Source organism: Bacteroides galacturonicus, from assembly GCF_003096855.1.
Lineage (GTDB): Bacteria > Bacillota > Clostridia > Lachnospirales > Lachnospiraceae > Lachnospira > Lachnospira rogosae.
Genome location: NZ_QEOA01000003.1, coordinates 198,651 through 225,285, shown reverse-complemented (window position 1 = coordinate 225,285; position 26,635 = coordinate 198,651). Strand labels below are relative to the sequence as shown.

The 26,635-nt window shown below is 36.2% G+C and carries 24 protein-coding genes; 2 read left to right on the top strand and 22 right to left on the bottom strand.

What is annotated here, in order from left to right; genetic code table 11:
- Window positions 1-226 precede the first annotated feature (226 nt).
- The 8 genes from cysK to add all read right to left on the bottom strand — a co-directional run bounded on the left by cysK (window position 227) and on the right by add (window position 10,274).
- Window positions 227-1,165 carry a cysteine synthase A gene (cysK, locus tag C7390_RS03860; RefSeq protein ID WP_055175561.1) on the bottom strand — a complete coding sequence of 313 codons (939 nt, stop codon included), beginning with the start codon at window positions 1,163-1,165 and terminating at the stop codon, window positions 227-229.
- Window positions 1,166-1,449: 284 nt separating this feature from the next.
- On the bottom strand, window positions 1,450-2,190 hold the full coding sequence (locus C7390_RS03855) for a CpsB/CapC family capsule biosynthesis tyrosine phosphatase (RefSeq protein ID WP_022502906.1): 741 nt from the start codon (window positions 2,188-2,190) through the stop codon (window positions 1,450-1,452).
- Between the two features lie 137 nt (window positions 2,191-2,327).
- Window positions 2,328-3,230 (bottom strand): LysR family transcriptional regulator, encoded by a 903-nt coding sequence (locus C7390_RS03850; protein WP_055175564.1) that lies wholly within the window; start codon window positions 3,228-3,230, stop codon window positions 2,328-2,330.
- Window positions 3,231-3,273: 43 nt separating this feature from the next.
- Window positions 3,274-4,038: an amino acid ABC transporter ATP-binding protein gene (locus tag C7390_RS03845; protein WP_090139467.1), complete on the bottom strand. Its 765-nt coding sequence runs from the start codon at window positions 4,036-4,038 to the stop codon at window positions 3,274-3,276.
- A gap of 15 nt (window positions 4,039-4,053) precedes the next feature.
- A complete protein-coding gene (locus tag C7390_RS03840; protein ID WP_318295551.1) occupies window positions 4,054-5,574 on the bottom strand; it encodes an ABC transporter permease subunit in 1,521 nt (506 codons plus the stop codon).
- Between the two features lie 100 nt (window positions 5,575-5,674).
- Window positions 5,675-7,333 (bottom strand): ATP-binding protein, encoded by a 1,659-nt coding sequence (locus tag C7390_RS03835; RefSeq protein ID WP_116443639.1) that lies wholly within the window; start codon window positions 7,331-7,333, stop codon window positions 5,675-5,677.
- A gap of 21 nt (window positions 7,334-7,354) precedes the next feature.
- Entirely contained in the window at window positions 7,355-9,259 is a 1,905-nt protein-coding gene (locus C7390_RS03830; RefSeq protein WP_242854133.1) for a nucleotidyltransferase family protein, read from the bottom strand.
- Window positions 9,186-10,274, bottom strand: a complete 1,089-nt coding sequence (gene add, locus C7390_RS03825) for an adenosine deaminase (RefSeq protein ID WP_318295550.1) — start codon at window positions 10,272-10,274, stop codon at window positions 9,186-9,188. Before add ends, C7390_RS03830 begins: the two co-directional genes overlap by 74 nt.
- 213 nt (window positions 10,275-10,487) lie before the next feature.
- On the opposite strand from add, the gene C7390_RS03820 reads away from it, so the two are divergent.
- Window positions 10,488-10,871, top strand: coding sequence for a metal-dependent transcriptional regulator (locus tag C7390_RS03820; protein WP_022502913.1), 384 nt, complete (start codon window positions 10,488-10,490; stop codon window positions 10,869-10,871).
- Between the two features lie 60 nt (window positions 10,872-10,931).
- Here C7390_RS03820 and C7390_RS03815 read toward each other — a convergent pair whose 3' ends face one another.
- The 7 genes from C7390_RS03815 to pflA all read right to left on the bottom strand — a co-directional run bounded on the left by C7390_RS03815 (window position 10,932) and on the right by pflA (window position 18,878).
- A complete protein-coding gene (locus tag C7390_RS03815) occupies window positions 10,932-11,678 on the bottom strand; it encodes a DeoR/GlpR family DNA-binding transcription regulator (protein ID WP_022502914.1) in 747 nt (248 codons plus the stop codon).
- A 26-nt stretch (window positions 11,679-11,704) separates the two neighbouring features.
- Complete coding sequence (ptsP, locus tag C7390_RS03810; RefSeq protein WP_022502915.1) at window positions 11,705-13,336, bottom strand: phosphoenolpyruvate--protein phosphotransferase; 1,632 nt, start codon at window positions 13,334-13,336, stop codon at window positions 11,705-11,707.
- A gap of 77 nt (window positions 13,337-13,413) precedes the next feature.
- A complete protein-coding gene (locus C7390_RS03805; protein ID WP_022502916.1) occupies window positions 13,414-13,671 on the bottom strand; it encodes an HPr family phosphocarrier protein in 258 nt (85 codons plus the stop codon).
- Window positions 13,672-13,828: 157 nt separating this feature from the next.
- Window positions 13,829-15,784: a PTS fructose transporter subunit IIABC gene (locus tag C7390_RS03800; protein ID WP_055175576.1), complete on the bottom strand. Its 1,956-nt coding sequence runs from the start codon at window positions 15,782-15,784 to the stop codon at window positions 13,829-13,831.
- A gap of 45 nt (window positions 15,785-15,829) precedes the next feature.
- Complete coding sequence (gene pfkB, locus C7390_RS03795) at window positions 15,830-16,744, bottom strand: 1-phosphofructokinase (protein WP_022502918.1); 915 nt, start codon at window positions 16,742-16,744, stop codon at window positions 15,830-15,832.
- Between the two features lie 618 nt (window positions 16,745-17,362).
- Entirely contained in the window at window positions 17,363-18,109 is a 747-nt protein-coding gene (larB, locus tag C7390_RS03790) for a nickel pincer cofactor biosynthesis protein LarB (protein WP_055175578.1), read from the bottom strand.
- A 10-nt stretch (window positions 18,110-18,119) separates the two neighbouring features.
- Window positions 18,120-18,878 carry a pyruvate formate-lyase-activating protein gene (gene pflA, locus C7390_RS03785; RefSeq protein ID WP_022502920.1) on the bottom strand — a complete coding sequence of 253 codons (759 nt, stop codon included), beginning with the start codon at window positions 18,876-18,878 and terminating at the stop codon, window positions 18,120-18,122.
- Between the two features lie 674 nt (window positions 18,879-19,552).
- Between pflA and C7390_RS03780 the strand changes: the two genes are divergently transcribed.
- Entirely contained in the window at window positions 19,553-20,353 is an 801-nt protein-coding gene (locus tag C7390_RS03780; RefSeq protein WP_090139463.1) for an SDR family NAD(P)-dependent oxidoreductase, read from the top strand.
- Between the two features lie 198 nt (window positions 20,354-20,551).
- On the opposite strand, the gene C7390_RS03775 is transcribed toward C7390_RS03780, so the two are convergent.
- From C7390_RS03775 to C7390_RS03745, 7 genes are all read right to left on the bottom strand, one after another.
- Window positions 20,552-20,893: a HEAT repeat domain-containing protein gene (locus C7390_RS03775; RefSeq protein ID WP_022502922.1), complete on the bottom strand. Its 342-nt coding sequence runs from the start codon at window positions 20,891-20,893 to the stop codon at window positions 20,552-20,554.
- A 203-nt stretch (window positions 20,894-21,096) separates the two neighbouring features.
- Window positions 21,097-22,503, bottom strand: a complete 1,407-nt coding sequence (locus C7390_RS03770; RefSeq protein WP_116443638.1) for a hypothetical protein — start codon at window positions 22,501-22,503, stop codon at window positions 21,097-21,099.
- A gap of 47 nt (window positions 22,504-22,550) precedes the next feature.
- A complete protein-coding gene (locus C7390_RS03765) occupies window positions 22,551-22,952 on the bottom strand; it encodes a GntR family transcriptional regulator (protein ID WP_116443637.1) in 402 nt (133 codons plus the stop codon).
- 223 nt (window positions 22,953-23,175) lie between these two features.
- Window positions 23,176-23,637, bottom strand: a complete 462-nt coding sequence (locus tag C7390_RS03760) for a MarR family winged helix-turn-helix transcriptional regulator (RefSeq protein ID WP_022502925.1) — start codon at window positions 23,635-23,637, stop codon at window positions 23,176-23,178.
- A gap of 51 nt (window positions 23,638-23,688) precedes the next feature.
- Window positions 23,689-23,781: a zinc-ribbon domain-containing protein gene (locus C7390_RS03755; RefSeq protein ID WP_022502926.1), complete on the bottom strand. Its 93-nt coding sequence runs from the start codon at window positions 23,779-23,781 to the stop codon at window positions 23,689-23,691.
- Between the two features lie 136 nt (window positions 23,782-23,917).
- A complete protein-coding gene (locus C7390_RS03750; RefSeq protein WP_116443636.1) occupies window positions 23,918-25,672 on the bottom strand; it encodes a vWA domain-containing protein in 1,755 nt (584 codons plus the stop codon).
- Window positions 25,672-26,592: an AAA family ATPase gene (locus C7390_RS03745; protein WP_022502928.1), complete on the bottom strand. Its 921-nt coding sequence runs from the start codon at window positions 26,590-26,592 to the stop codon at window positions 25,672-25,674. Before C7390_RS03745 ends, C7390_RS03750 begins: the two co-directional genes overlap by 1 nt.
- Window positions 26,593-26,635 lie beyond the last annotated feature (43 nt).

Here is a 26,635-nt window from a genome sequence, read left to right as displayed (position 1 = left end):
CAGTTCATACGCTTACAGTTTGACTGACTGATGATTATTAATTGCTGTTATCTGCTGTAACATTTGTTATATATTGTAACATATATTACATAATAAACACACAATAAAATACCGGTGCCAGCTATTAACTGACACCGGTATTAAAATTTATAAGGAGAAATGTATATTATTATGATGATGTGAATACCAGCCACTAGTCCTGTTATTCACATCACACAACAAGCGATTAGTTATTAGCAAATAATGCTGTTGATAAATATCTATCACCTGAGTCTGGGAGTAATGCAACGATATTCTTACCCTTGTTCTCTGGTCTTTGTGCAAGAATTGTAGCTGCCTTTAAAGCTGCACCTGAAGAAATACCAACAAGTACACCTTCACTTACTGCGAATGCTCTGCCTTCTGCAAATGCATCATCATTATCAATTGCAATTATTTCGTCATATATCTTTGTATCAAGAACTGCAGGAACAAATCCTGCACCGATACCCTGAATCTTATGAGCACCTGCTGTTCCCTTTGAAAGAACCGGACTTGTTGCTGGCTCAACTGCTACAATCTTAACATCTGGATTCTGTGACTTAAGATATTCACCAACACCTGTAACTGTTCCTCCTGTACCAACACCAGCTACGAATATATCTACCTTACCATCAAGCTGTTCCCAGATTTCTGGACCTGTTGTAGCCTTGTGAGCTGCTGGGTTAGCCGGATTATCAAACTGTCCTAAGATGATAGAGCCTTCGATTTCCTTGTTAAGTTCTTCTGCCTTTGCAATAGCACCCTTCATACCCTTAGCACCTTCTGTAAGAACAAGTTCAGCACCATAAGCCTTTAAAAGATTCCTTCTTTCTACTGACATTGTATCTGGAAGTGTAAGAATTGCTCTATAGCCCTTAGCTGCTGCAACTGAGGCAATACCAATACCTGTATTACCACTTGTTGGCTCGATGATTGTTGCACCAGGCTTTAATAAGCCCTTATCTTCTGCATCCTTAATCATTGCTAATGCAATTCTGTCCTTTACAGAACCTGCTGGGTTGAGATATTCAAGCTTACCAAATATGTTAGCCTCTGTAACCCCTGCCTTCTTAGAATATCCATTAAGCTTAAGTAATGGTGTCTTTCCTACTAATTCTGCTGCACTCTCTACATAATTACTCATATTATTAATCCTCCTGAAAATGTTTTATTATCGTTTTCCTATAAACCTATATGTTTAATGTGTTTTATGATTGCATTATATCCTCTGATTAGTAATCTGTCAACCACTAATTTTTAAATTCTTATAATTTTTATTATGCCCCGTATTATCCTTCCATATATCCATAATAATTAAATTAAAAAGAAGCCTGTACTACAGCCAGTGTCATTAATTTAATAACATTGCCGTATTCCAGACTTCTATCTTATTATCTTTATATAACTTATTAATATATATCATATATATCAACCGAATTTCTTCGTTACATCTGCCTTCATTATCTTGTCAGCATATTCCACGCCATATTTTTTCACAACATACTTATAGCACTTTGATAACTGAGGTGTTCTTGACTTCAAATCGTGTGCATCAGATGCAATATAATCTACAATATGGTCTTTAAGAAGTGCCTTAGTACATCTCTGTACTGCCCAGCCATTATCGCCGGTAACTGAGTCTGCGTTAATCTGTATGTCAGCACCCATTCTCTTTAACTCATATATATAGTCCCAATCCTTAACCGTACACACATATCTTTCAACATGTGCCACAATTGGGTGATAGCCAGCCATTATAACATCAAGTACAGCTCCTCTTACCTTGTCCTGCTCAACCCCTGAGGAGAACTCTATAAGAATTGTGTCAGTTCCGCACATTGTCTTTTCATCAAGCTTATCCAGATCGTCTAATATCTCTGACCTGAAATACACTTCCCTGCCAAGATATACCCCCATATCAGGAAATGTCTTAGCCGCCTCGTCAGCAAGTATCTCATAATGCTCTACTATCTTGCTGTAATGTGCCATACCTCTCTTAGGATGAAAATGTGGTGTCAATATGACATCTCTTATACCATCTTCATACGCCATTCGCAACATTTCCATACTTGTCTTTATATCCGGCGAACCATCATCAACTCCAAATAAAATATGATTATGTATATCTGTAAAACCTGTACATACAGGTTCTTCACTCATCTTTCTCATATAAAACCCGCTCACTTTCCAACCATACGTTCTTATATTTTATTATATAAAATATACATATCATCTGTCAATCAAACTATTACAAAGCTTATATAAACTTTATAATTACCAGTTCTTACATTCACGAAGCCCTATATTTACAACGCTTTATACTTGGATATTTCTTCAAGATACTGCTGCCCTATCGTACTTAACGCAATTCCTTTTCTTGAAATATAACCAATATCCATAACTTCCTTAGCATCAAGCTTTACTGCACAATATTCATCACCATTAAGCTCCTCACATATAATTCCTGAACACAGCGTATATCCATTAAGTCCAACCATAAGATTAAGCATAGTTGCCCTGTCATTAGCCTTAATAAGCTGCTTATATTCATATGTGCTTAATACTTCTTCTGCATAATAAAATGAATTATAATCCCCCTGGTCAAATGAAAGACACGGATAATCTTTTAACTCCTCAAGCTTAATAAGCTTTTTACCAGCAAGCGGGTGTCCCTTGTACATATATACATATATTTCACATTCTAACAGCTTATGGAACTCAAGATAATTATCATTGAAGATTTTCTCAAGCACATTTTTATTAAAGCTGTTAATGTACAGTATGCCAATTTCACTTTTGCCATTCTTCACATCTTCTATAACCTCGTGTGTCTTGGTTTCGTGTACAGCAAACTCATATTCGTCCATACCATACTGCTTAACCATATGCACAAAAGCATTAACCGCAAAAGAATAATGCTGCATTGACACACTGAATCTTTTCTTGACTTCTGATTTAGTGATGTATCTTGCATCTAAAAGCTCATACTGCTCCATAACCTGTCTTGCATAACCGATAAATTCCTTGCCATCAGGTGTTACTGCAATACCATTCTGTGAACGTCTGAATATCTGTACTCCAATCTCCTCCTCTAAGGAATGTATTGAAGTTGAAAGACTTGGCTGTGATATAAAAAGCTTCTTGGCTGCTTCATTAAAAGACTCTGACTCTGCAACAATTATCGCATATTTTAACTGGTTTAATGTCATACCTTAATCTCCATATTATGCTATTCTTTTTATACCATTCCTTTTATGCCATTTTCTGAAGGAAGGCTTTAGTTCTTTCACTCTTAGGGTTATCTATAACGTCTTGCGGCTTACCCTCTTCGACTATTACGCCACCATCCATAAATATAACTCTGTCAGCTACATTTCTGGCAAAATCTATCTCGTGTGTAACTATAACCATTGTCATCTTTTCATTGGCAAGTTCTCTTAAAAGCTTAAGAATTCCTGCTGTTATCTCTGGGTCAAGTGCAGATGTTGGCTCATCAAAGAACAGCATCTTTGGATTCATAGCAAGTGCCCTCGCAATAGCAACTCTCTGCTGTTGTCCGCCTGATAACTGGCCTGGGTAGCTGTCTTCTTTATTCTCAAGTCCAACCTTCTTTAAAAGCTCGCGTGCCTCGGCAGTCACCTCAGCTTTATCACGTTTCTGCACATTAATTGGTGCATCAATTACATTTTTAAGCACTGAAAAATGTGGGAAAAGGTTGAAATTCTGGAATACAAGTCCAAAATTATTTCTTATGCTGTGTAACTTCTTCTTGTCTACATACTGTGCTGCACCTGACTCATTAAGTGTTGCACTCTCACCACAATATGACAATGTTCCCTCATCCATATTCTCTAGGAGAGTTGCACATCTTAAAAATGTTGATTTACCAGAACCTGATGGTCCGATTATTGCAACAACCTCTCCCTCATTAACTTCTATTGATATATCCTTTAACACTTCAAGACTTCCAAATGTCTTTTTTACATGTTTCATTTCAAGTAAACTTGTACTGCTCATACTGCCTCCATCTGTTTAATAACGCATTTTCTTTTCTATATATTCCATTATCCAGGCAACTATAAAGTTGAATATATAATAAAATGCACCTGCAATAAATAATGGCATTATGCTTGCACTTGCCGCCGCAATCTGCTTAGCGAGCGTGAACATTTCTGTATACGCAAGTGCAAATGCTAAAGATGTATCTTTTACAAGAGTTATTACTTCATTAGTAACTGGTGGAAGCACAATTCTTGTCATCTGGGGAAGTATAATTCTTACAAATGTCTGTGCCCTTGTGTAACCAAGAACTGTCGCAGCTTCACTCTGTCCTGCTGGTATCGCCTGAATTCCCGATCTGAATATCTCTGCAAAATATGCCGCATAATTAAGTGCAAATCCTATAATTACCGCATAAAATCTATAACTGTAAGAAAGCGAAATTCCAAATACATAATATGGACCAAAGAACACAACTAAAAGCTGTAACATAAGGGGTGTTCCTCTCATTATTGATATGTATATCTTTGCAATCCATCTTATTACATTTACCTTTGACAATCTTACAAACATAAGTAAAAGTCCTAGTGGAAGTGAGAATACAAGTGTAAGTACGAATATTGCAAGTGATGCAAGCATACCTTCTGCAAGCTTGGATACAACGCTTCCAAGTTCAACAAAGAAATTACCTTTATCAACAGCTAAATCACTATCATTTACAACATTATCAGCACTTAAGCATATGCTTTCCTCAAGTCCCCATTCTTCAGCTATCGAAAGAAATGTTCCATCATCAAGCATATCAAGAAGTGTTGATTGTACTTTATCTCTTAATTCTGTATTGCCAAGTTTAAAGCCTATTCCATACTGTTCATTAGATACATGCTGTGACAACATTCTGAATCTGCCGCCTCTTGCATTAAGTTCATAATTGGCAACACCCATATCCATACATATCGCATCAACTGAACCAGCCTCAAGATTCATAAATGCACCATTATAATCACCAACCTGCTGTAATGAGGCAAAGCTTTTAGCAAGTGCAACATTTTCCGGTTCTGCATCTTCACCGGTAAATGCTGCAAGTGCAGATGAGTCTGACTGCACAACAACAACTTTTCCTGCTAAGTCTGATAATGAATTAATGCTTGAATCTGACTTTACTATTACAACCTGTGAATTATCAATATATGGAGTTGTCCATGTATAATCGGACTCCCTTCCGTCCATAGTAAATCCATTCCATATACAATCTATGCTTCCAGATGAAAGTTCCATATCTTTAGAATCCCAGTCGATTGGCTGTTTGACAAGTTCCCAGCCATTACGTCTGCATACTTCTTCTGCTAAAGATAAGTCAAATCCAACATATTCTCCACTCTCATCTTTGTAACCATAAGGTGGAAATTCCGCATCAAAACCCACTGTAAATGTTGTCTTGCCGTCTGACTGCTTCTTATCTGAACAGGCAGTAAATGTACCTGCTATAAAAGAGCATAATAAAAGTACAATAAGCATTTTCCTTAATAATCGCGTGTTGGTACAGTTCCTCATATTAATCTCCATTCTGTTCTTGCAATTCACTTCTCTAATACGTGAATATTTTATTACTTTAATACACTAAATCGTACCCTACTTATGCACTTATGTCAACTTAATATTTTACATATTCTAATACTGTTTCTGCAAATGTATCTATATCGAATGGTTTGGCTATATGTCCATTCATTCCGTGCTCCAATGCCTTCTTCCTGTCCTCATCAAATGCATTAGCTGTCATTGCTACAATTGGAATATCCTGCCATCTGTCTTTTTCTAACTGTCTTATTAAACGTGTAGCCTCAAAACCATCCATATCCGGCATACACACGTCCATAAGAATAATATCCACAATACCATTTCGATATTTTATATAATCTACAGCTTCACTTCCACTGGCACACTCAATTATATGAGCACCATTTTCCCGTAAAAGCTCGCAGGCAATTTCCCTGTTATACTGATTATCATCAACAACCATTACCTTTATATCTGACAGGCTCTGATTATTCTTTATTATATTATTATCTGTCCCGTTGTCAGTCACATTTTTATCGGCCTGTGTCCTGACAACATATTGAAGCGGTAACTTTACTGTAAATGTTGTACCTTCGCCTAACTTACTGTCAACATCTATTGTTCCATTCATAAGTTCAATTATCTGCTTGGATATAGACAGTCCAAGCCCTGTTCCCTCTACTGATATATCATTATCGTATGCTCCCCTTGTATACAAATCAAATAATGATGGCATATCCTTTTCATCTATTCCCCTGCCATCATCCTTCACTATAATAATATAATTATGTATATTATCCCCTATATTATTATTGCAGTCTTCTTTCACAATAACATCTATATGTCCGCCAACCGGCGTATATTTGATTGCATTGTTAATAAGATTAATAAGCACCTGGCTTATTCTCGTCCAATCCATATACACATATTTATCAGTTATACCCTCAAGATCAATTGTCATCTTTTGTTTCTTTACTGCCGCCTGAATTTCTACAAGATTATAGAAATCTGTCATAAGCTCATAAATGTCGCTTTTTTCATTTTCTATATTAATCTTTCCCTGCTCTATCCTTGACACCTCAAGCACATCATTAATAATACCAATCAGATGATTTCCAGCTTCTTTAATCTTTTCAAGGCAATCCTTAACCTTATCCTGATCCCGATTATCCATATTATTCTGTGCAATTGAGGCATATCCAAGAATCACATTCATAGGTGTCCTGATTTCGTGCGACATATCAGAAAGGAACTTTCCCTTTGCCCTGCTAGCACTTTCAGCCTGTGCAAGTGCTTCTTCTATAAGAAGCTGCTGTTCAATCTCTTTCTTTATAACATCTTCAATGTCCCTTATCATAAGAATAACACTTACAGGCTCACCATTTTTCCGCTTCTCAACGACAACACTTACAAGACACCACCTGAATACTCCATTGGTTACCTGTCTTTTGTATCTGTATTCTATCTTATCTTTATGTTTTAATTCACATTTAAGATTATCAACTGCAAGAAGCGTTGACACATCTTCCTCCGAATTATTACATATGATATTACCTGATATTCTGCGGTTGACCTCGTTAGTATAATCTATAAACTCATTATCCTCGATATACCACGGATATATTCTTTTGCAGGTATTATCTGAAAGATTGACATAGTACACCTCGTAATATGCCTGAAGCGTGCTTGATACAATATTTCCATACCATTGTGTTCCTTCTGCGGCAATACTGCTTTTATTATTCCCTCTACTCATAACTTTCTACCCCTCTGTTATCTACATAATGACATTATTCTCTCTTATATCTGAAACAAGTTGTCGCCTGAACGCCCTACACCCATTCTCATTCCAGTATTTTCTTTTCTCTATCTTTATAACCTCAAATGTAGTATTTAAGATATGCGACTTATAACTTGTGTTAGGTTCTCTGCCTGGATAAAATACAGTGATTGAATCCCTAAACTCGTCTTCGTCCAAATCATAATCTTTAGCAAATTGCTCAGAAAGTTCATCTGTTGTAATCCTCTTAATATGTGCATAATACCCCACAAGATATGCAAAATAGTCCACATCAAACTTTTCTATCCAATAATCATCTGATGCCACAAATACAACTACAGGGAACTGCCTATTATCATCTTTAATAAGATCCTTTAATGTATTGTATTCTTCTTCATTATCAATACCCCTTACATTCTGTCTTAACCTCTCCACATCACAGATTCCAATATTATCTGCTATCTCTCCATAGAAGTTAGGACGGCTGAACAATACATTTTCATTATCTCTGTACTTATCTGCTGGCTCAGCATATTCATTACTTACGTCAAATAAAAGCCTGTCACCATCTTTCTTAATAGTAGCAACCGATATCCACAGTCTGTTAGCGACCTTAGAATCAAGATGCGTTGTAATCTCCTTGAAATATAAATTCTCATTATCATATTCAAGCGATACCTTATACCCCGGTCTTTCATTATCATATGTATCCACACTGCCCGGCATATCATCAAATACTTCATTAAATCTTGAATGTACCCACGAATATATGTAATTAACTGCCTTTTTAAATGCGTCCTCCATAGAAAGATTAGTAAGATCAATGCAGGAATGTGACTGGAATACCTTATAATTGCCAAGCGGTTTAAATGGCTCAAAGCGGCGTCTTTTACCGCCAGCCTCGAATTCCTGTTTATTCTTATGCTCCTGCTCTATCTTTCTAAATGCCTCGTTAAGCCTTTCATCATCAGGGCCTATCTGATTGACAATCTTTACTATATTATTAAGTGTAAGCTCTATTCCATTCTCTGAAGTATCAAGCCATAACTGTTCAATAGCCCCTTGTCTTGGTGCCTTATAAAATATCTTTGCAAGCTCTGTGTCTGAGTCAAACAGCTCCTCTATGTATGGATGCAGTGGTTCATTCTCAAACTTTAACCTGTAGTGACACCTTAACATATCATTCCATTTCTTGTCTTTGTAATGCTGGTGTCCTAAATCTTCAAGCAGCCCTGCTATCGAATCATCACACAGTTCAAATGTAGCAAGAATACTGTTCATCTTTCTTGCCAGTGCTTCGTTACCTATTCCAAACGCCGAGCCTTTATATCTCATATCGTGCTCAATCTCGTGCCAGCCCTCAAATGAGTTCGTCCTTACCTGAACCTCAAATGTATCGTCAACATAATCTGACAGATATGGATTGACAATTGTCTTGCTAAGATATGCTGGAAGCTTGAATATTCCATTGACCTTCATAGCCTTGAATTCATATTCATTATTCTCCGTAGTCTCCCACATTCCTGGAGATATAAATAATGTATCTAAAAGCTTTCTGCATATATCTACATCATCAACAAAATATAGGATTATTCTTATTCCTACAAGATCCTGCATTTTCTTATCTTCATTCTCCGTACCCGGACGTCTGTAATCTTTAAATATAAGCTTATTCACCATAGAATCAACTGCCTTGACCCTGTATGCAATTCTGTAGTAAAATCCTGCTCTTTTTAGCTTTTCCTCTATAATGCTTAGTAAATCATCTTTTACAACCTGTGGAACAACTATCTGTTCAACATTCTCCTTTGTAAATAACTCATTAACTTCATTCATAAGTAACCCCATCCAATTCTTCATATATCTTTCTTTTAAGCTGTTCTTTAATGCTATCCTTGGCAAATGCAGCTTCTGCTGAATTAATAAGCAAATTCTTTAATATTATACCATTTATAGGAAATGTTTGCACAAGTAATTTAAGCTCATTTTTAATACTTGTGCCTGAAACCATCATATTGTCCGTATTTATGGTAACTTTAACACCATTATTAATAAGTTTCATAATTGGATAATCAGCAATATTATCAACAACTTTCGTATTAAGGTTACTTGTAGGACACAATTCTAACGGAATATTCTTATCTGCCAGCTCCTTAATCATATCCTCTGACCAGGCTGCCCTTATTCCGTGTCCTATTCTTTCAGCTCCCATATATATTGCCGTCTTTATGCTTTCTTCTCCATCTGCTTCACCTGCGTGTATTGTAAACGGAATATTATATGCCAAAGCTTCTTTAAATATTCCAACAAACTGCTTTGTTGGATATAATTTTTCTGCACCGGCAAGATCTAGTGCCACAACTCCACGTCCAAAATATGTATGGGCAATCCTTATCGTTTCTTTATTAAGCTCCTCATTATCACTTCCCCTCATGCAGCATAATATAAGCTTGTGATAATCTGAATTACCGAGTCCTTTTATTGCCGCCTGCACAACCTCTTCCTGTGTCAACCCCTTCTGCATATGAAGCTGTGGTGCAAATCTTATCTCACTGTACATTATCCCCTGACTATCCTGCCCAGCTATTAACATTCTCACACATTCAGTAATAGCTTCAGCTTTCTGCAAAAGTGTCAGTGGAAATTCAAATTTTTCCAGATATTCATTCAAATCCCTGCAGTCTTTGGACACCTGTAATCTTTCTTTCAGGTCTTCTTCACTTTCATTAAGTTCAATACCATTAATAAGAGCCAGCCTCTTAGCCATTGGAATACTGACTGAACCATCAAGGTGAACGTGTAAATCTATAAGGCAGTGTAATTTATCTATATTAATATTCATAATAATCCTCTTTTCTGCGTACATTTTACGCATATCAATCTGGTGCCTTGTAAGGGCAGCTCTAGCTTTTTTCAAATCTCCCACTATGTACAGCTTTATTATAGCACATATTTATACAGCTTTGAAAGGCATAGATAATTCGCACTAACTATAAGTTTGATTATTTGCCAGGTTTATGTTATACTTATTATACTTATTAGTATTATATTTACATTAATTATTTATTAATTGCTTTATAATCTACAATTATTTATTAATTCACATAAATGTTAGTCAGGGGGAATAATTATGGTCATCCACGAATCAGCTGAAGATTATTTAGAAACAATACTTATGCTTAGCAAGAAACTGCCTGTTGTGCGTTCAATTGATATTGCCAACGAAATGGGCTATAAGAAGTCAAGCGTCAGCATTGCTATGAAGAATCTTCGTGAATCAGAACATATACGCGTAACTAAAGAAGGTTATATATACCTTACAGACTCTGGCAGGGAAATTGCCGAGATGATTTATGAAAGACATCAGATACTTTCTTCTTGGTTAATACAGCTTGGTGTCAATAAGCAGACTGCCGAGGAGGATGCGTGCCGTATCGAACACGATATAAGCAAAGAGTCTTTCAATGCCATTAAACAGGCTATATCTGAACAGCTTAGCAACAGACAGAAATAACTTACTAAAAAAGGGACTTAAAAAGTCCCTTTTAATATTGTTCATTTTTTAATTATAACATCATCCATTCACCTTATAAATATTATAATCCCTATAACCAGCAGGCACTTCTTCATCAGTTATTATCTTAGCTGTATCAATCCTTGCAAATGTCACTGAACTTACATTATCGAATTTGGTGCTGTCTGCAAGAATTATTTTGTGATTGCAATGGCACATCGCCATTTTCTTAACTTCTGCCTCATTAATATCAGGCGTCGTAAATCCACATTTAATACTTATGCCATTTGTACCAAAAAATCCTTTGTTGAAATTATAATTTCTTAACATTTCAATAGCATTAGCACCTACTACTGCTTCTGTTGAACCCTTAAGCTCACCACCTATAAGTATAACCCTGAAACCTAACGCCGCAAGATTTCTTGCGTGTGTAACAGCATTAGTCACATATACCGCCCGCTTTTCTGTTATATAATCAATCATACAACCTGTTGTAGTGCCTGCATCCATATATACAAAATCATCAGGTTCTATAAGTCCTGCCGCATATTTTGCAATAAGCTTCTTGCCATTAATATTTATTTCACGCTTCTGCGTAACGCTTGGTTCACTGCCTGAAACTTCAAAACCTGCTGATACTGCACCTCCAAATACCTTGACAAGCTTGCCTTCTTCATCAAGCAAATTCAAATCTCTTCTAATTGTAGATTCAGAAATTCCAAGTTCTTCTTTAATCTCATTGACAGTTATACTTCCCTTGCGTTTCAACTCCTGAAGTATATATTCGTGTCTTTTCTCTGCAAGCATAACAATCACCTTTTCCAATATACCAATTATAATTCAGATACATCAGTGTCACGGATAATCTTTCTGATTGGAAGAATTCTCCCCGGCGAAACCGACAATTCATCAACACCCATTTCAAGAAACTTCTGTGTAAGGCTTGTATCAGCTCCAAGCTCTCCACATATTCCTGCCCATATCCCGGCTCTATGTGCATTATCGACAACCATTTTAATCATCTTTAGCACTGCTGGGTGATGTGCATCAAAAAATGTATCCAGCTTAGGATTCTGCCTGTCAACAGCCAATGTGTACTGCGTCAAATCATTAGTTCCAATACTAAAGAAATCAACCTTTTTTGCAAGCTCATCGCTAATCATTGCAGCCGCCGGTGTCTCTATCATTATTCCTGTCTTTGGGCTTCCTATCTTAATCTCCTGAGCCGCAAGCTCAGCCTTCACCTCATTTTCAATCTCTTTTATGCGGTCTATCTCCCACATATTAGCAATCATCGGATACATAATATGAATATTGCCATATGCACTCGCCCTGTATAAAGCTCTTAACTGTGTCTTAAATATATCCGTTCTTGTAAGGCATATTCTGATAGCTCTCACACCTAATGCCGGATTGTCCTCTTTATCAAGATTAAAATAGTCACACTGCTTGTCTGCACCTATATCAAGTGTTCTTATTATAGCCGGCTTTCCAGCCATATTTTCCGCAACAGTCTTATATATATTAAACTGTTCCTCTTCTGTCGGAAAATCAGTTCTCTCAAGATAGATGAATTCACTCCTGAACAATCCTATTCCTGCCGCATCATTAGCAAGAACTAACGCTATATCCTTAACATTACCAATATTAGCATACAACTTTATCTTTGTTCCATCAAGCGTTACATCTTCTTTTCCCTTAAGTCTGTTTAAAAGTTCCTTCTGTTCTATATACTTCGCCTGTTCTTTCTTGTAGCGGTCAAGTGTCTCGCTATCAGGATTGATATACACAACTCCATTAAAGCCGTCAACAATGCCTGTTAAGCCGTCTATATCTTCATCAAGAACACCTTTTGTTCCTATAAGGGCTGGTATCCCCATTGTCCTTGCAAGTATAGCTGTATGTGAATTAACCGAACCCTTAACACTTACAAATGATAATATCTTTTCTTTATCCATCTGTACAGTTTCCGATGGTGCCAAATCTTCTGCAATGATTATTGACGGCTCATCAGATTCTATTGTACTGCTTTTACCACCACTAAGAATAGTTATAAGTCTTTCAGAAATATCTCTTACATCTAAAGCCCTGCCTCTCATATATTCATCGTCCATAGCCGCAAACATTGATGAAAAGTTATCCGAGGTCTGTGCAACTGCATATTCAGCATTAACATTCTGATTATCAATTATATTAAGAACCGACTCTTTATAATCGTCATCTTCAAGCATTATCTGGTGCATTTCAAATATTGCCGCATTGGCTTCACCGACTTCCTTTAAAGCCTTATCATAAAGCATACCTAACTGTTCAACTGCTTTATCAACGGCATTAATATATCTTTGCTTCTCGCTCTCACAATCATCAATATGCATCCGCTTAACCTGCTGTTGTTCTTTACTGTACACTTTAATTCTGCCTATGGCTATCCCGCCAAACACGCTTTTTCCTTTATATTCATACATAACAGCCCCTCCTTTCTTTAATTTCAGCCCTTTAATTAGGTATTTTAATTTATATACTTTAACCCTGGCACTTTAATTTACATATTAGCTTTCATAAATTCTTCAATCTTTGCAGCTGCCTGTTCTTCGTCTGTACCTTCTACATTTACTGTTACTTCCTGTCCACATTTTACTGCTAATGACATTATTGTAAATACCTTCTTGCAGTCAGCAGTCTTTCCGTCTTTCTTAATTAATATACTACTCTCAAACTGCTTAGCTGCTTTTACAAGTTCACCTGCTGGTCTCATATGGATTCCTTCTTTGTCTGTAATTGTATAATTAAATTCTTTCATAATAAACCTCTTTTCTGCGTATCTTTTATTTTAAACGTTTCGTTTTGGTATATTTTGTGTTTTTTATATTTATATATTGTGTTTTTAACAGGACCATACCAGATACGCCAGGCTACAGTCATATACTTTATTTTAAAATTATATTTTATTAACAAATCTATTCATTAACCTTCTTCTTTAATACTCCAAGAAGGAAACAAGAAACGATTGTTCCAACAACTAATGCTAAAAGATAATATAATGGGTTGCCGACAACCGGGAACACGAATATTCCACCGTGTGGAGCCATTAACGTGCACTTAAATAACATACTTATTGCTCCTGCTATTCCAGAACCAATAAGGCATGCTGGTATAACGTGAAGCGGATCTGCCGCCGCATATGGAATGGCACCTTCTGTTATAAATGCAAGTCCCATAATAAAGTTGGTTGGTCCTGCCTCTCTTTCTTCCTTAGTGAACTTATTCTTAAATAACATTGTAGCAAGTGCAATAGCACAAGGTGGAACCATACCACCAATCATAACTGCTGCCATAATATCGTAATTACCATATGCAATTGAAGCTGTTCCAAATACATATGCTGCTTTATTAAATGGACCACCCATATCAATTGCCATCATTGCTGCAAGCACAAATCCAAGAATTATACGGCTTGAACTTCCCATTCCAACAAGGAATGAATTAAGCCCTGTATTAATCGCCCCCATAACAGGCTCTATTACATAGTTCATTCCAAGTCCTATAACAAGAATTCCCACAACCGGATATATAAGCACAGGTGCAATCTTTTCAAGTGCTTCTGGAAGCTTGTCACACAATTTTCTTAAACCTAAAATAATGTATCCAGCCGCAAAGCCTGCAACTAAAGCACCTAAAAATCCAGACTTTCCATTAGCTGCAATATATCCTCCGACAAAACCCAGTGCCAGTGCCGGTCTGTCACCTATTGCCATTGCAATATATCCTGCAAGCACAGGAAGCATAAATCCAAATGCTGCTCCACCTATATTCTTAAACAAAGCTGCAACTGGTGTTATAGTACCAAAATTAGCTCTTTCAGCTTCAGAAAGACTGTTCATATCAACATTAATTCCATCAATAAGAAATGCTATGGCAATCAGAATACCACCGCCAACTACAAATGGAAGCATATGCGAAACACCATTCATAAGCTGTGTATATATCTGATGTCCAACTCCGCCTGATTTATTCTTCTTAACCGCAGCTGCCTGACTATCATCAGAAGATCTGCCCATCCCATGTACCTGATATTCGGGAACATCACCGCTAAGTGCCTGACTTATTAATTCATCAGCTTTATTAATTCCGTCTGATACCTGACATTCTATAACCTTATGTCCTTCAAACCTTGCCATTGGCACTTTGGCATCTGCCGCAACTATTATACATTCCGCTTTTTCTATATCTTCATCTGTAAGCACATTTTTAGCACCTGCTGAACCTCTTGTCTCTATCTTAATTGTACAGCCTGCCTTTTTAGCTGCTTTTTCCAGACCCTCAGCTGCCATATACGTATGTGCAATACCTGTAGGACACGAAGTTACAGCCACTATATACCTGTCAGCCGGATTCGTATCACTATTGCCAGCATTATATGTGCCTGTATCCTGCAATCTTTCATCAATGCTCTTGCTTTCACTGTCTGCATTATCGATAACTTCAAGAAATTCCCCAATATCCTTAGCTGCTTTTAACTTTCTGATAAATTCTTCATCCATTAGAAGCACCGAAAGCTTGCTTAATACATCTAGATGAACATTATCCTCACTATCCGGAGCTGCTATAAGAAACAATACATTAACAGGTTCACCATCTAATGAATCATAATCAACTCCATCCCTTATAATCATAGCTGCAAGTCCCGGTCTGCTTACCGCACTGCATTTGCCGTGTGGTATGGCAATTCCCTCTCCAACACCAGTTGTGCTTTCTTCTTCTCTTGCAATAACCTGCTTCGTATACGCTTCAATATCTGTAATATTACCGCTGGCCGCCATAAGCTTCACAGCCTGCTCTATTGCCTCTTTTTTATTTAAAGGCTTTGCATTAAGATCTATACTTGAAGCACTTAATAAATCGGTAATCCTCATATACATACCTCCATATTTATAATAAGTTTAAACACTCTGTAATAATTATCTGATTATAGTAACTTTACCTATAAGATCATTAACTTCTCCGTTAGTTGCCAATCTTTCCGAAAATGCACTGGCACTCCCTGTTGCAACACCTTTCCTGAACGCATACTCATAATCTTTCTTTTCAATCCAGCCTGAAAGGAAGCCCGCTACAAGCGAATCTCCTGCCCCCACTGAATTCTTAAGTATCCCGTCCGGAGCCTTTGCTTTATACACATTGCCATCATCTGCTACAAGTATTGCACCTTTTCCACCCATTGATACACATACATTAACAGCACCCATTTTCTTTAATTCCAAAGCATACGGAATAACTTCTTCCTGTGTATTAAGTGTCACATTAAATATATCTCCAAGCTCGTGCTGGTTAGGCTTTATAAAAAATGGATTATATTCCAATACATTAGTCAACAGCCTGCTTGTTGCATCAACCACAATCTGAACACCTTTGTCCTTTAACATATCCATAATGTCTTTATATATATTATCTGATATGCCTGCCGGTATGCTACCCGCAAGAACAAGAACATCACCGCTTTCAAGTCTTCTTAATCTGTTCATAAGCTGTTCAATATGAGAACTATCTATATGTGGTCCTTGTCCATTAATCTCCGTTCCATCAATCGACTTTAATTTAATATTAATTCTTGAAATTCCGTCATTAATTTTGATAAATTCTGAATTAATGCCACCATTATGCAGTCTTCTTACAATCTCATCTCCAGTAAATCCAGCAATAAAACCTAACGCTGTACTCTTTATTCCAAGATTGCCAAGAACTATAGATACATTAATTCCTTTACCTCCGGCAAGCATTAACTCACTGCTCGTCCTGTTAGTCATACCTGGTCTGAAATCTTTAACAGATACAATATAATCAAGTGATGGATTAAATGTTACGGTATATATCACTTTATATCCCTCCCTTCTGGTCACGTTCCTTTTGTTATCATTATAATAACTCCATATTCATTCATAATCAATTATTATCATTCACAAACATTCATATTCTTTTTTGTGCAGATTGTACATATATAAGATTTATTATCAGGATTTTATGTGGAATTATACTATTTAATTGAATTAGTATGAACACTTATGATTGTTTTAATTTCTAAATCTTATTCAGATACTTGATTCCGACAAATATACATTTTATAATGATGATGTAAGAAATCTATTTAATATTACCCAGAACATTTACAAAAAAAATATAGAAGCTATTTATTCTCAGTATCAGTCTGATGATGTTGACCCGGAGGTCATCTAGCTTATATTTAATAAAGCAGAAGAAACTCTGAAGCTTAAATATTAATATTTTCATCAAACAACCCCCAAGTAAATTATGAATAAACATTTTCATAATCTGCTTGGGGGTTATTATGTCTTATATATAATATATAACTCGGTTTCACTATATGATATGCATTATAATTAATTACAAAAATAATATATAATACTACCTGCAATCACACCGGCACCGACCGATACCACTTGCCATCACATATAATCTACATTGTATAATCCACATCACATATGATTTATCATACTCGCCAGATATCCCGCACCAAAGCCATTGTCAATATTAACAACGCTTACACCGCTTGCACAGGAATTAAGCATTGAAAGCAGTGCTGACAAACCGCCAAAATTAGCTCCATAACCAACACTTGTTGGAACAGCTATAACAGGGCAGTCAGCCATACCTCCTATGACACTTGCAAGTGCGCCTTCCATACCAGCAATTGCAATTATAACTCTTGCATTCATTATAGCATCAATATGGTTCATAAGCCTGTGCATTCCTGCAACGCCAACATCATACAGCCTTACAACTTCATTGCCATATACTTCTGCTGTCCTGGCTGCTTCCTCGGCAACTGGTATATCACTTGTTCCGCCTGTTGCTACAACAATCCTGCCCTTGCCATTCTTTTCTGGCATATCGCCAATTATTCCAATCTGCGATAATTCATCATAATTCAGGTTATATTGCTGTGCCACATAATCAGCGGCTTCCCTGCTCATTCTGGTTATAAGGATTGTCTTTTCTTTTTCTTCAAGCATTGCACCAACTATACCGGCAATCTGCTCTTTAGTCTTGCTTTTGCCATATATAACTTCCGACATTCCCTGTCTTAATTCCCTGTTGGTATCAACCTTGGCAAAGCCTAAATCCTTAAATGATTCTAATTTAATACTATCTGCCGCCTCTTTCGGAGAAATAGCACCAGAGGCAACATTTTCCAATAAATTGTTAAGTTCCTCTTTGTTCACGGTATTTTCCTCATTTTTCAAGATATCCCTTGTAATCACCTGTATGAAGTATATCGTCAGCTCTCTGTATTTCTTCCTTAGTTGGAGGCATAATATCTTCAAGCTCATATTTCACACCAAGATCGTGCCACTTAAATACACCAAGTGTGTGATATGGAAGAATTTCAAATCTCTTAACTGTCTTTAATGACTTAACGAAATCTGAAAGTGCCTGTAAATCTTCCTTATCATCTGTAACCTTTGGCACAAGTACGTGACGTATCCACATATCCTTGTTATTATCCGAAAGATATTTTGCCATATCTAATATATTCTTGTTAGTCCAGCCTGTAAGTTTCTTATGCTTTTCATCGTCAATATGCTTAATATCGAGCATAAAAAGATCTGTAACTGCCATAAGCTCATTGAACTTGCTTATAAATGGTTCTTCAAATGTAAATGGATTGCCTGATGTATCAAGAGTTGTATGAACTCCTTCTTTCTTGGCTATCTTAAAAAGCTCTGTAACAAATTCAATCTGAAGAAGTGCTTCTCCACCACTCACAGTTATGCCTCCATTATCTTTCCAGTAGTTATGGTATCTGTAAGCCTTATCAAATACTTCCTGTGGTGTCTGGAGTTCGCCATCCTCTAACTTCCAGGTCTCTGGATTATGGCAATATTTACATCTCATATGACACCCCTGAAGAAATACTATATATCTTACACCAGGTCCGTCAACTGAACCAAAACTTTCTACTGAATGAATTCTTCCTTTTATATCTGACATAATAATCCTCATTTCTGCGCATATCCTCTGTCCATAATCATTCATACCCTATGCGCGCCGGTATGAAGCTTCCGTGGAATATTATACAACAATAGTGTATACAAGATATTATCATAATAAACCATTTTATTCTACATTAATATGATATAAGTGTCAAAAACAAAAAGAATTCACCATCTTTGTTAAAATTATCCTCTTTTCCATAAATCTAATGAATCACATAATATTATCCGGTGTTCAGTAAACCAATTAATTATTTTACCTCATTATTCTGCCATTTAATTATATTATTCAATTCTTGACTTCTTTAATATCCTCTTTATTAATTCAACATTAATTTTTATGTATACACATTATTAATATCAGGTAACTCCTCTATCAGCTCTGCTAATTACTGTATCTTGCACATTGTTTTGTGCTGAACTACTTTTTGTTAACAAATTATCAATTAACAGTATTTTGTGATATAATTTTGATATTTTTTTAACATTTCTGTTATTTTAAATAGTTTTTAGTATTTTTCTTCTTTTTGATAATAATTTTCGCATAATTATATTGTTTGTTTAGTCTGACTATGTTATTATAAATCCACGACTGGAATTTATCGAAAGTACATTGTGTGCTTTAACTTATTCCTGATTATCGTAAATATCACAGACAGGGAGATTAGATTTATGGGATTTTTAACAGGTAAAACCGCCATTATAACAGGGGCTGGCCGTGCCGTATTAAGTGACGGAAGATGTGGTTCTATCGGATATGGAATTGCTACAGCTTATGCTAAGGAGGGTGCTAATATTGTCATTACAGGACGTAATGAAAGCAAGCTTGCCGCCGCTAAAGAAGAATTAGAAAAGCTTTACAATATCAAGGTTCTTACAATTCAGGCAGATGTTAATGCCTCTGCTGATAATGAAGCTGTTGTAGCTAATGTCGTTAAGCAGACAATTGATACATTTGGACATATTGATGTGCTTATCAATAACGCACAGGCCTCTGCTTCCGGAGTTCCACTTGCTGAACATACTACAGAGCAGTTCAATCTTGCTATGTATTCAGGTCTTTATGCCGCATTTTATTATATGAAAGCCTGCTATCCTTATCTTAAGGAAAGTAATGGCTCTGTAATTAACTTTGCTTCTGGTGCTGGACTTTTTGGTAACTTTGGACAGTGTGCATATGCCGCCGCTAAGGAAGGTATAAGAGGCCTTACAAGAGTTGCTGCAACTGAATGGGCTAAAGATGGGATTAATGTTAATATTATATGCCCTCTTGCGTGGACATCACAGCTTGAGCAGTTCAAGAACGCTTATCCAGAGGCATTTGATAAAAATGTTCATACTCCACCAGCAGGCCATTTCGGTGATGCTGAGCTTGAAATCGGACGTGTATGCGTACAGCTTGCATCTCCAGACTTTAAGTATATGACAGGTGAAACTCTCACACTTGAGGGTGGACTTGGACAGCGTCCATAACCAACAATAACTAATAAAGGGGATCAATTACCAAACTCAAAAAAGGGTACTGAAAACATAATTCCAGTACCCTTTCTTTTTATTATAACGTTATCAGCTATCTATAAACTTCATTATACAACCACCATACACTTTTATACAGTTTACATATATTTTATCTTTCTGATATATTTCAATAAGTCTTATATATCGTTTATATTAATTTCTATGATGTAATTCCTGTACAGTCCTGCTGATTTCTTCTCTTAAATGCTCTTTTTCTTTTGGAAGATTATTAAGCTTCTCAAGTAAATCCGCAGTATTGTGTTCTGATCCGACATTTCTTAATGCCTCACAAGCTGCATATACAACATCATCATCTTTATCATCAACAAGTCTTAACAATAAATCAACACTGCTGTTATTATCGTTAGTTCCTAAGGCTTTAGCCAGATCAAGCTTCTCTTCCTTAGTTCCATATACATAATCTGCAACTGCATAGAAATCATTCTTCTTTACAAGATGTTCGATTTTTTTGTTAATATCCTTCTTAAATAGCATATCAGATTCCTCCCTTATAAATATAAATAGTGAAATCTAATCTATCGCGATATTTATTAATTAGGTTTTCATTAACACAGATTATACATCTTTTATCATTAAATGTAAAATGCAATTTTGATATGCTCATTATATCTTATTTTTTGCGCAGCTTTTCCACGCATACGAAGTTTCGAAGAAACTTCTAAGTGACTACGAAGTAGTCATATTTTATCTGCACCAGACAACTGCTCATAAAGCTTTAATGCTTCCCCATCTTCCTTATAATTAACAAATACTGTCTTGTTATCTCCCTTTATCATAACCACAGGTCCATATCCATTCCATATAAAAAGCATACATTTTCCATATGTATTGCCTTTATAATTACCTATATTATACTCTTCTGTTGCCCCGCCATTAGTTCTTGTAAAGCTGTCTTTAGGCATTTTATCCATAAGCTGTACTTCCTCAATATCATCAATATTGATTGAGAACTCATATCCCACAGCTTTTACCGTGAAGTAATTATCTTTAATTTCTGTATCTATATGGACATTAATATATGGTATCATAATAGCCACAAACCATATAATAAATCCGGCAACGACAGCCTCAAGCGACCACATTATTGCTTTTCCAGCTTTATTACCAAGATTGAATGAATAATTCGTATCACTCAGTCTGTTCTTGACTAATACTTTAGGATCAGCAGGGTTATTATAGAATCCAGTTTTCCAATACTCATCATCATCTACATATAACGGCTCGTTATCTCTGTTAAGTATCTCCTCTTTCTTCTTTCCGATAACAATAATCATCCATAAAATAACAAGTGTATACATAAATTGAATTCCCATATACACATAATAGTCTGCATCTGTTATTCTGCTATGTCCGATATATTCAATAAATATATATATCCACGAGAAAGCAGTGATTATATTAGTTATTAGCAATCCTTTAAATATATATTTTTTAACAGTCTTGTTGACTGCCTGATTAACAGCTGAATCTTTACTATATACAGTTCTTTCTCTTTTATTAAATGCCACATTAAATACAAATGATATCAACGATACAAGCAATGTAATAAGTAATAATATAAGTGCCTGATTAAAATCCTTTGTTCCACCCTTTACTGCCCACAGAATAATACCTGTAACAATCTCAGAACATATCGGTATTAAATGATAATACAGCTTAACTTCTCCTCTGCCCGCTGACAGGGAAGTATCTGCATATATCCTTTTCTGGCTTTCTATAACCCATTTATTCTTAATCTTTATATCATACATTTTCCTATGTGGCATAATAATCAGTAATTCTATGCCTACAGCATAACCAATCAGCCACACACACCAGATAAGCACAAATATTATCATATTAAGAAAATTCACAAAACATATCACTATACCAAGAACCACATTAACATTCTGGAATATTTTATAATTACGCTTTGCCTTTTCCATAAGGCTTACTACTTCTTCATCACCAATATTCTCCTGTGGTATATGAACACCAAGAATCATTCCCTGCTTATATTCATAATTGCCTATAAATCCAAATCTCAGAATTAAAATTGTAAATATATTGGTTACTAAAGCTATCATAAACAATGCTATTTCCATAATATTATCCTCCCCGTCCAATCACCAAAATGCTTTTACTTTTGTATTTATGTTGTCTTTGGTTCACTGTCACCTGACACTTTGATTTTTGAATATATTTCATTGCACATACTAAGAAAATCGTTCTTATCCATTCCATTGATAGCTGCTTCTGCTAATAATAATTCAAGTTCATTTTCAAGCTTTTCCCTGAATACAATATCCATATCAATATTATCTGATACTATTGCTCCGTGCCTGCGGTCAATTTTAATATATCCTTCTGTCTTTAATATCTGGTACGCTTTATTCACTGTCATTGTATTAACTCCAATATACTGTGCAAGCTGTCTTACCGTTGGCAGGCTCTCGCCAAGCTTTAATTCACCACGTCCAATTCCCATTACAATCTGATTACGAAGCTGGACATATATAGGTGTACTGCTATTCATATCTAATTCAATAATCATTGTATTAACTCCTTTCCTGACACAATATTCACAACATAGAATTGACCTAACCGATATCTTATGAACCTTACATTAAACAAATATAACCTTTTCACAATCTTATTAATAAGGCAAATAAAAAAGTAGTATTATTTGTATTAGTTATTGTAATACAAATAATACTACTTTGCAATATAATTTGAAAATAATATAATTGAATACTATTATCAGATACTATTACCTGTTAATTATTCCCCTCCGTGCTTTGCTCCTCTATAGCTTCATTAAGATTATTCTCTATCTTTTCAAGCGTTGCACACATACTGTTAAGCTCTTCTTCGCCTATACCTTTGCGGAACACTTCCTCAGCCATATCAAATATATCAGATACCCTGTCAGCTTTTTCCTTTCCTTCTTCTGTTAAAGATATAATCCACGAACGCCTGCACTCTGGATTATTCTGTCTTTTAATAAGTCCCATACTCTCTAATCTGTCAAGCGTTCTTGACATCGTAGTCACCTCTATAAGGCAGGCATCTGACAATTCTTTCTGGCTCATTCCATCACATTTTCTTAACTCATATAATATGCGTGGCTGCCCCTGTCCAACTGTCAGTCCAAGTTCTATAAAATATGGTCTTAATAATCTTCGTCTTAGCATTTCCACGTCAAACAGGTAATGTCTTACATTCTGCTTACTTTTCATAATGACCCTCTTTTCTTAATTATTGTCCTCTCCATATAATCAAGTATTTTTTCATTCAAAAATCTCATTATCGACTGGCATTCCACATCCGCCGCAGAACTTAGTCCCATTCTCCAGTTTCATTCCGCAATTTTTACAGTACATTACATTCTCCATTTCTTTTGTTTTTTTATTTTATATTAGTTGTCATTTTATGTATATATACATTTTCACAATTATATAAAAATATAAAATACCAACACCCTATTATCTCCATTCCTAATCACATACACATTTGCAATTATCTTGTCAACGACTGAATCTCTTTTTGTATAAGTCTTCCTGCCGCCTTTGCCAGCTCATCAATACGACGTATTCTTGTAAATTCTTTTCCATAAATCTTTTCTGCGCTATTGGCCGCCGCATCATTTCCCATAAAAACGGCTGATACATGTATTCCTTTAGCACGCAGTGCACGTACCTCTTCGGCTGCATCATTAACAGAAATATCGTCGCTATAATCATGTCCAAACGGGCTGTCCTGTGATGGCAGAATACGCTGGCTGTCATTAGGCGCAGCATCTGTTAAAATAATCACAAGATGCCTGTCAGCCACCCCCGGGTTCATATCAAGGATTTTACCAATTCCCCGAAAAGCAAGACCATCACGATTCCAACCGGCAGCATAATAATTGAAAATATTGTCGCACTTCTTATCCCTAAAAGACTTCAATATATGAAAAACTGTATATCCTCTAACACTGCAAAATCTTGTTACCCTGACCGGTATATTACATTTCACGAGGCTTTTGGAAATAATTACTCCCTGCGCAGCAAGCATTTCCTGATACTGAAGCCTTGAAGCAGATGCATCAAGAAGCAGATCCACTGTAAAGGACGGTTGATTATCATCTTCATATGTGTGAAAAATCCTGTTATCTTCTATATATTCTGCACGCCATACTTTGGTTGTATCAAGCCTTCCTCTCTGACCTGATATTACATCTGTCTTCTGACTTATATATTCGCTATTACGGATTTGTTCGACTATATGTGCAATAAGACTATCATAAAGCCGTACATTTTTATTATAATATGAATGATTTCTTTCAACCTGCAGCTGTGACTGTTCTCTTAAATGAAGAAATTCCTTCGGTATATTTTTCTTTGTTATATATTTTCCATCTGTAAACCATAAATGGCATCCTGTATGACTGCCTGTACACAGTTCTTTTTCTATTTTAATAAGAGTCTGCTCTGATATAACAGATCTTCCAAAACAATTCTCAATATAAGAGCAGTCATCATTTTCTTTCTTATATGTTATATTATCTTTCTTTTTACTGTAAGCTGCTTCACCAGTCATATTGTCCGCCTCAGAAGAACGCATAACCATTACATTATTATTTCTTACAGAGCTGACAGGCATTATTCTTGTCATTATCCGGGCAAATGCCCCTGTAAAATGCAGTCGCAACGCTTTTTTTTCATGTTTTACGCCATCAAAAAGATTAAATTTGCGATAAATTGCCAGCACAGCATCTATCAACCGGTCTGTTTCAGGCATTATCTGTGGTGTCAGTTCTGCATACAGCTTTTGTTCATTTGGTGTCAGCAGAACCTTCTTTTTCCCTGACACACTGCTCCATCTGGCTGACTGCATATTATATACAAGCCGGTTTTTACTCATCCACTCCTGCCTCGACAGCTTATATTCACCTGCAAAAAAAGCCTTTCCATAATAAACCCGTAAATCAGTCATAGACGGACGTTTTAATGCTTCCTCTGTATACAGTACATGTTCCAGATAAAGCCATGTCAGATCATCCAGCATAGCCTGACTGATATCTCCGTTCCAATAACCAAATAAAGTGCTGATTGCCTTTTCACCATAATACTTATATGCCAGTCCAATTATAAGATTCATATATAAATCTGAATCTAAATCCCCTGTTTCAACAGCCAGAAACAATGGATCAAAATTATAGCGTTCCGCCGCATTCCATACCTGATTAGCAGCCCGTCTTTCCTTAGCAGTATAAGAAATGGTACGCATTATTCAAACACCTCCGTATTATGCAGCTTTAAAGGAAACCTTGAAGCTATGACATCACGTATAAGCTCTTTTTCATAGCTGTCAAATATCTTATTGGTAATTCCAAGATCCAATGCATCCCTGATTGGAATACCCTTTTTTATAAGACTTACAGCATCAATTAATCCACGCAGATCCAAAGCTTTCTCTGTAAGTTCACCATTTTCACATTTTTTCTGAAGTTCATTAAATAAAAGTGCAAACTGTTTGTTATACTTAGTAACCAGTGAAGGGAACTGATCCTTTAACAGTCTCTCAAGATCTTCCTTTGCCAGTGGCGGCATCTGTATAACTACAAATCTTGAGGCAAGTGCCTCATTTAATTCCCTTGTACCTGCATAATTATAATTCATCGTAGCAATAAAACGTGTATCATCTGCAACCTCTATCCTGTCATATCCTGGAACATCAATTACACGTCTGAAATCAAGTACAGAATGTAAGACTGCAAGTGCTTCATTCCTTGCCATATTGATTTCATCGAGAATCCCAAAGCCGCCACTTTGTGCACAGCAATACACCGGTCCGGGTCTGAATGTAACCCTGCCATCGTGAAATGTATCAGAACCTATCAGCGCAGCCGCATCCATATTAACATGGAAGGAAATATCCCATGCCGGACGTTCAAAAACTGCTGCAAGATTCTGTGCAAGCACATTTTTTCCCGTTGCCTTCTCTCCTGCCAGCAAAAGATTTCTGCCACACAGAAGCACTGCAAGAGCCTCTTCCCATACCTTATTGCCATAATAATGAAAATGTGGTACAGGAATACGTTTTTTTAATGCTTCATCTACAGTATGTTCTTCTGAATAATGCCGGACTTCTTCTACAAGCTGTGCAGAAACACCTTCCTGCTTCAAAAACTCAATCAGATTATTCAATACCAACACCTCTTTAACTATTTTTTTATATTTTGATTATATT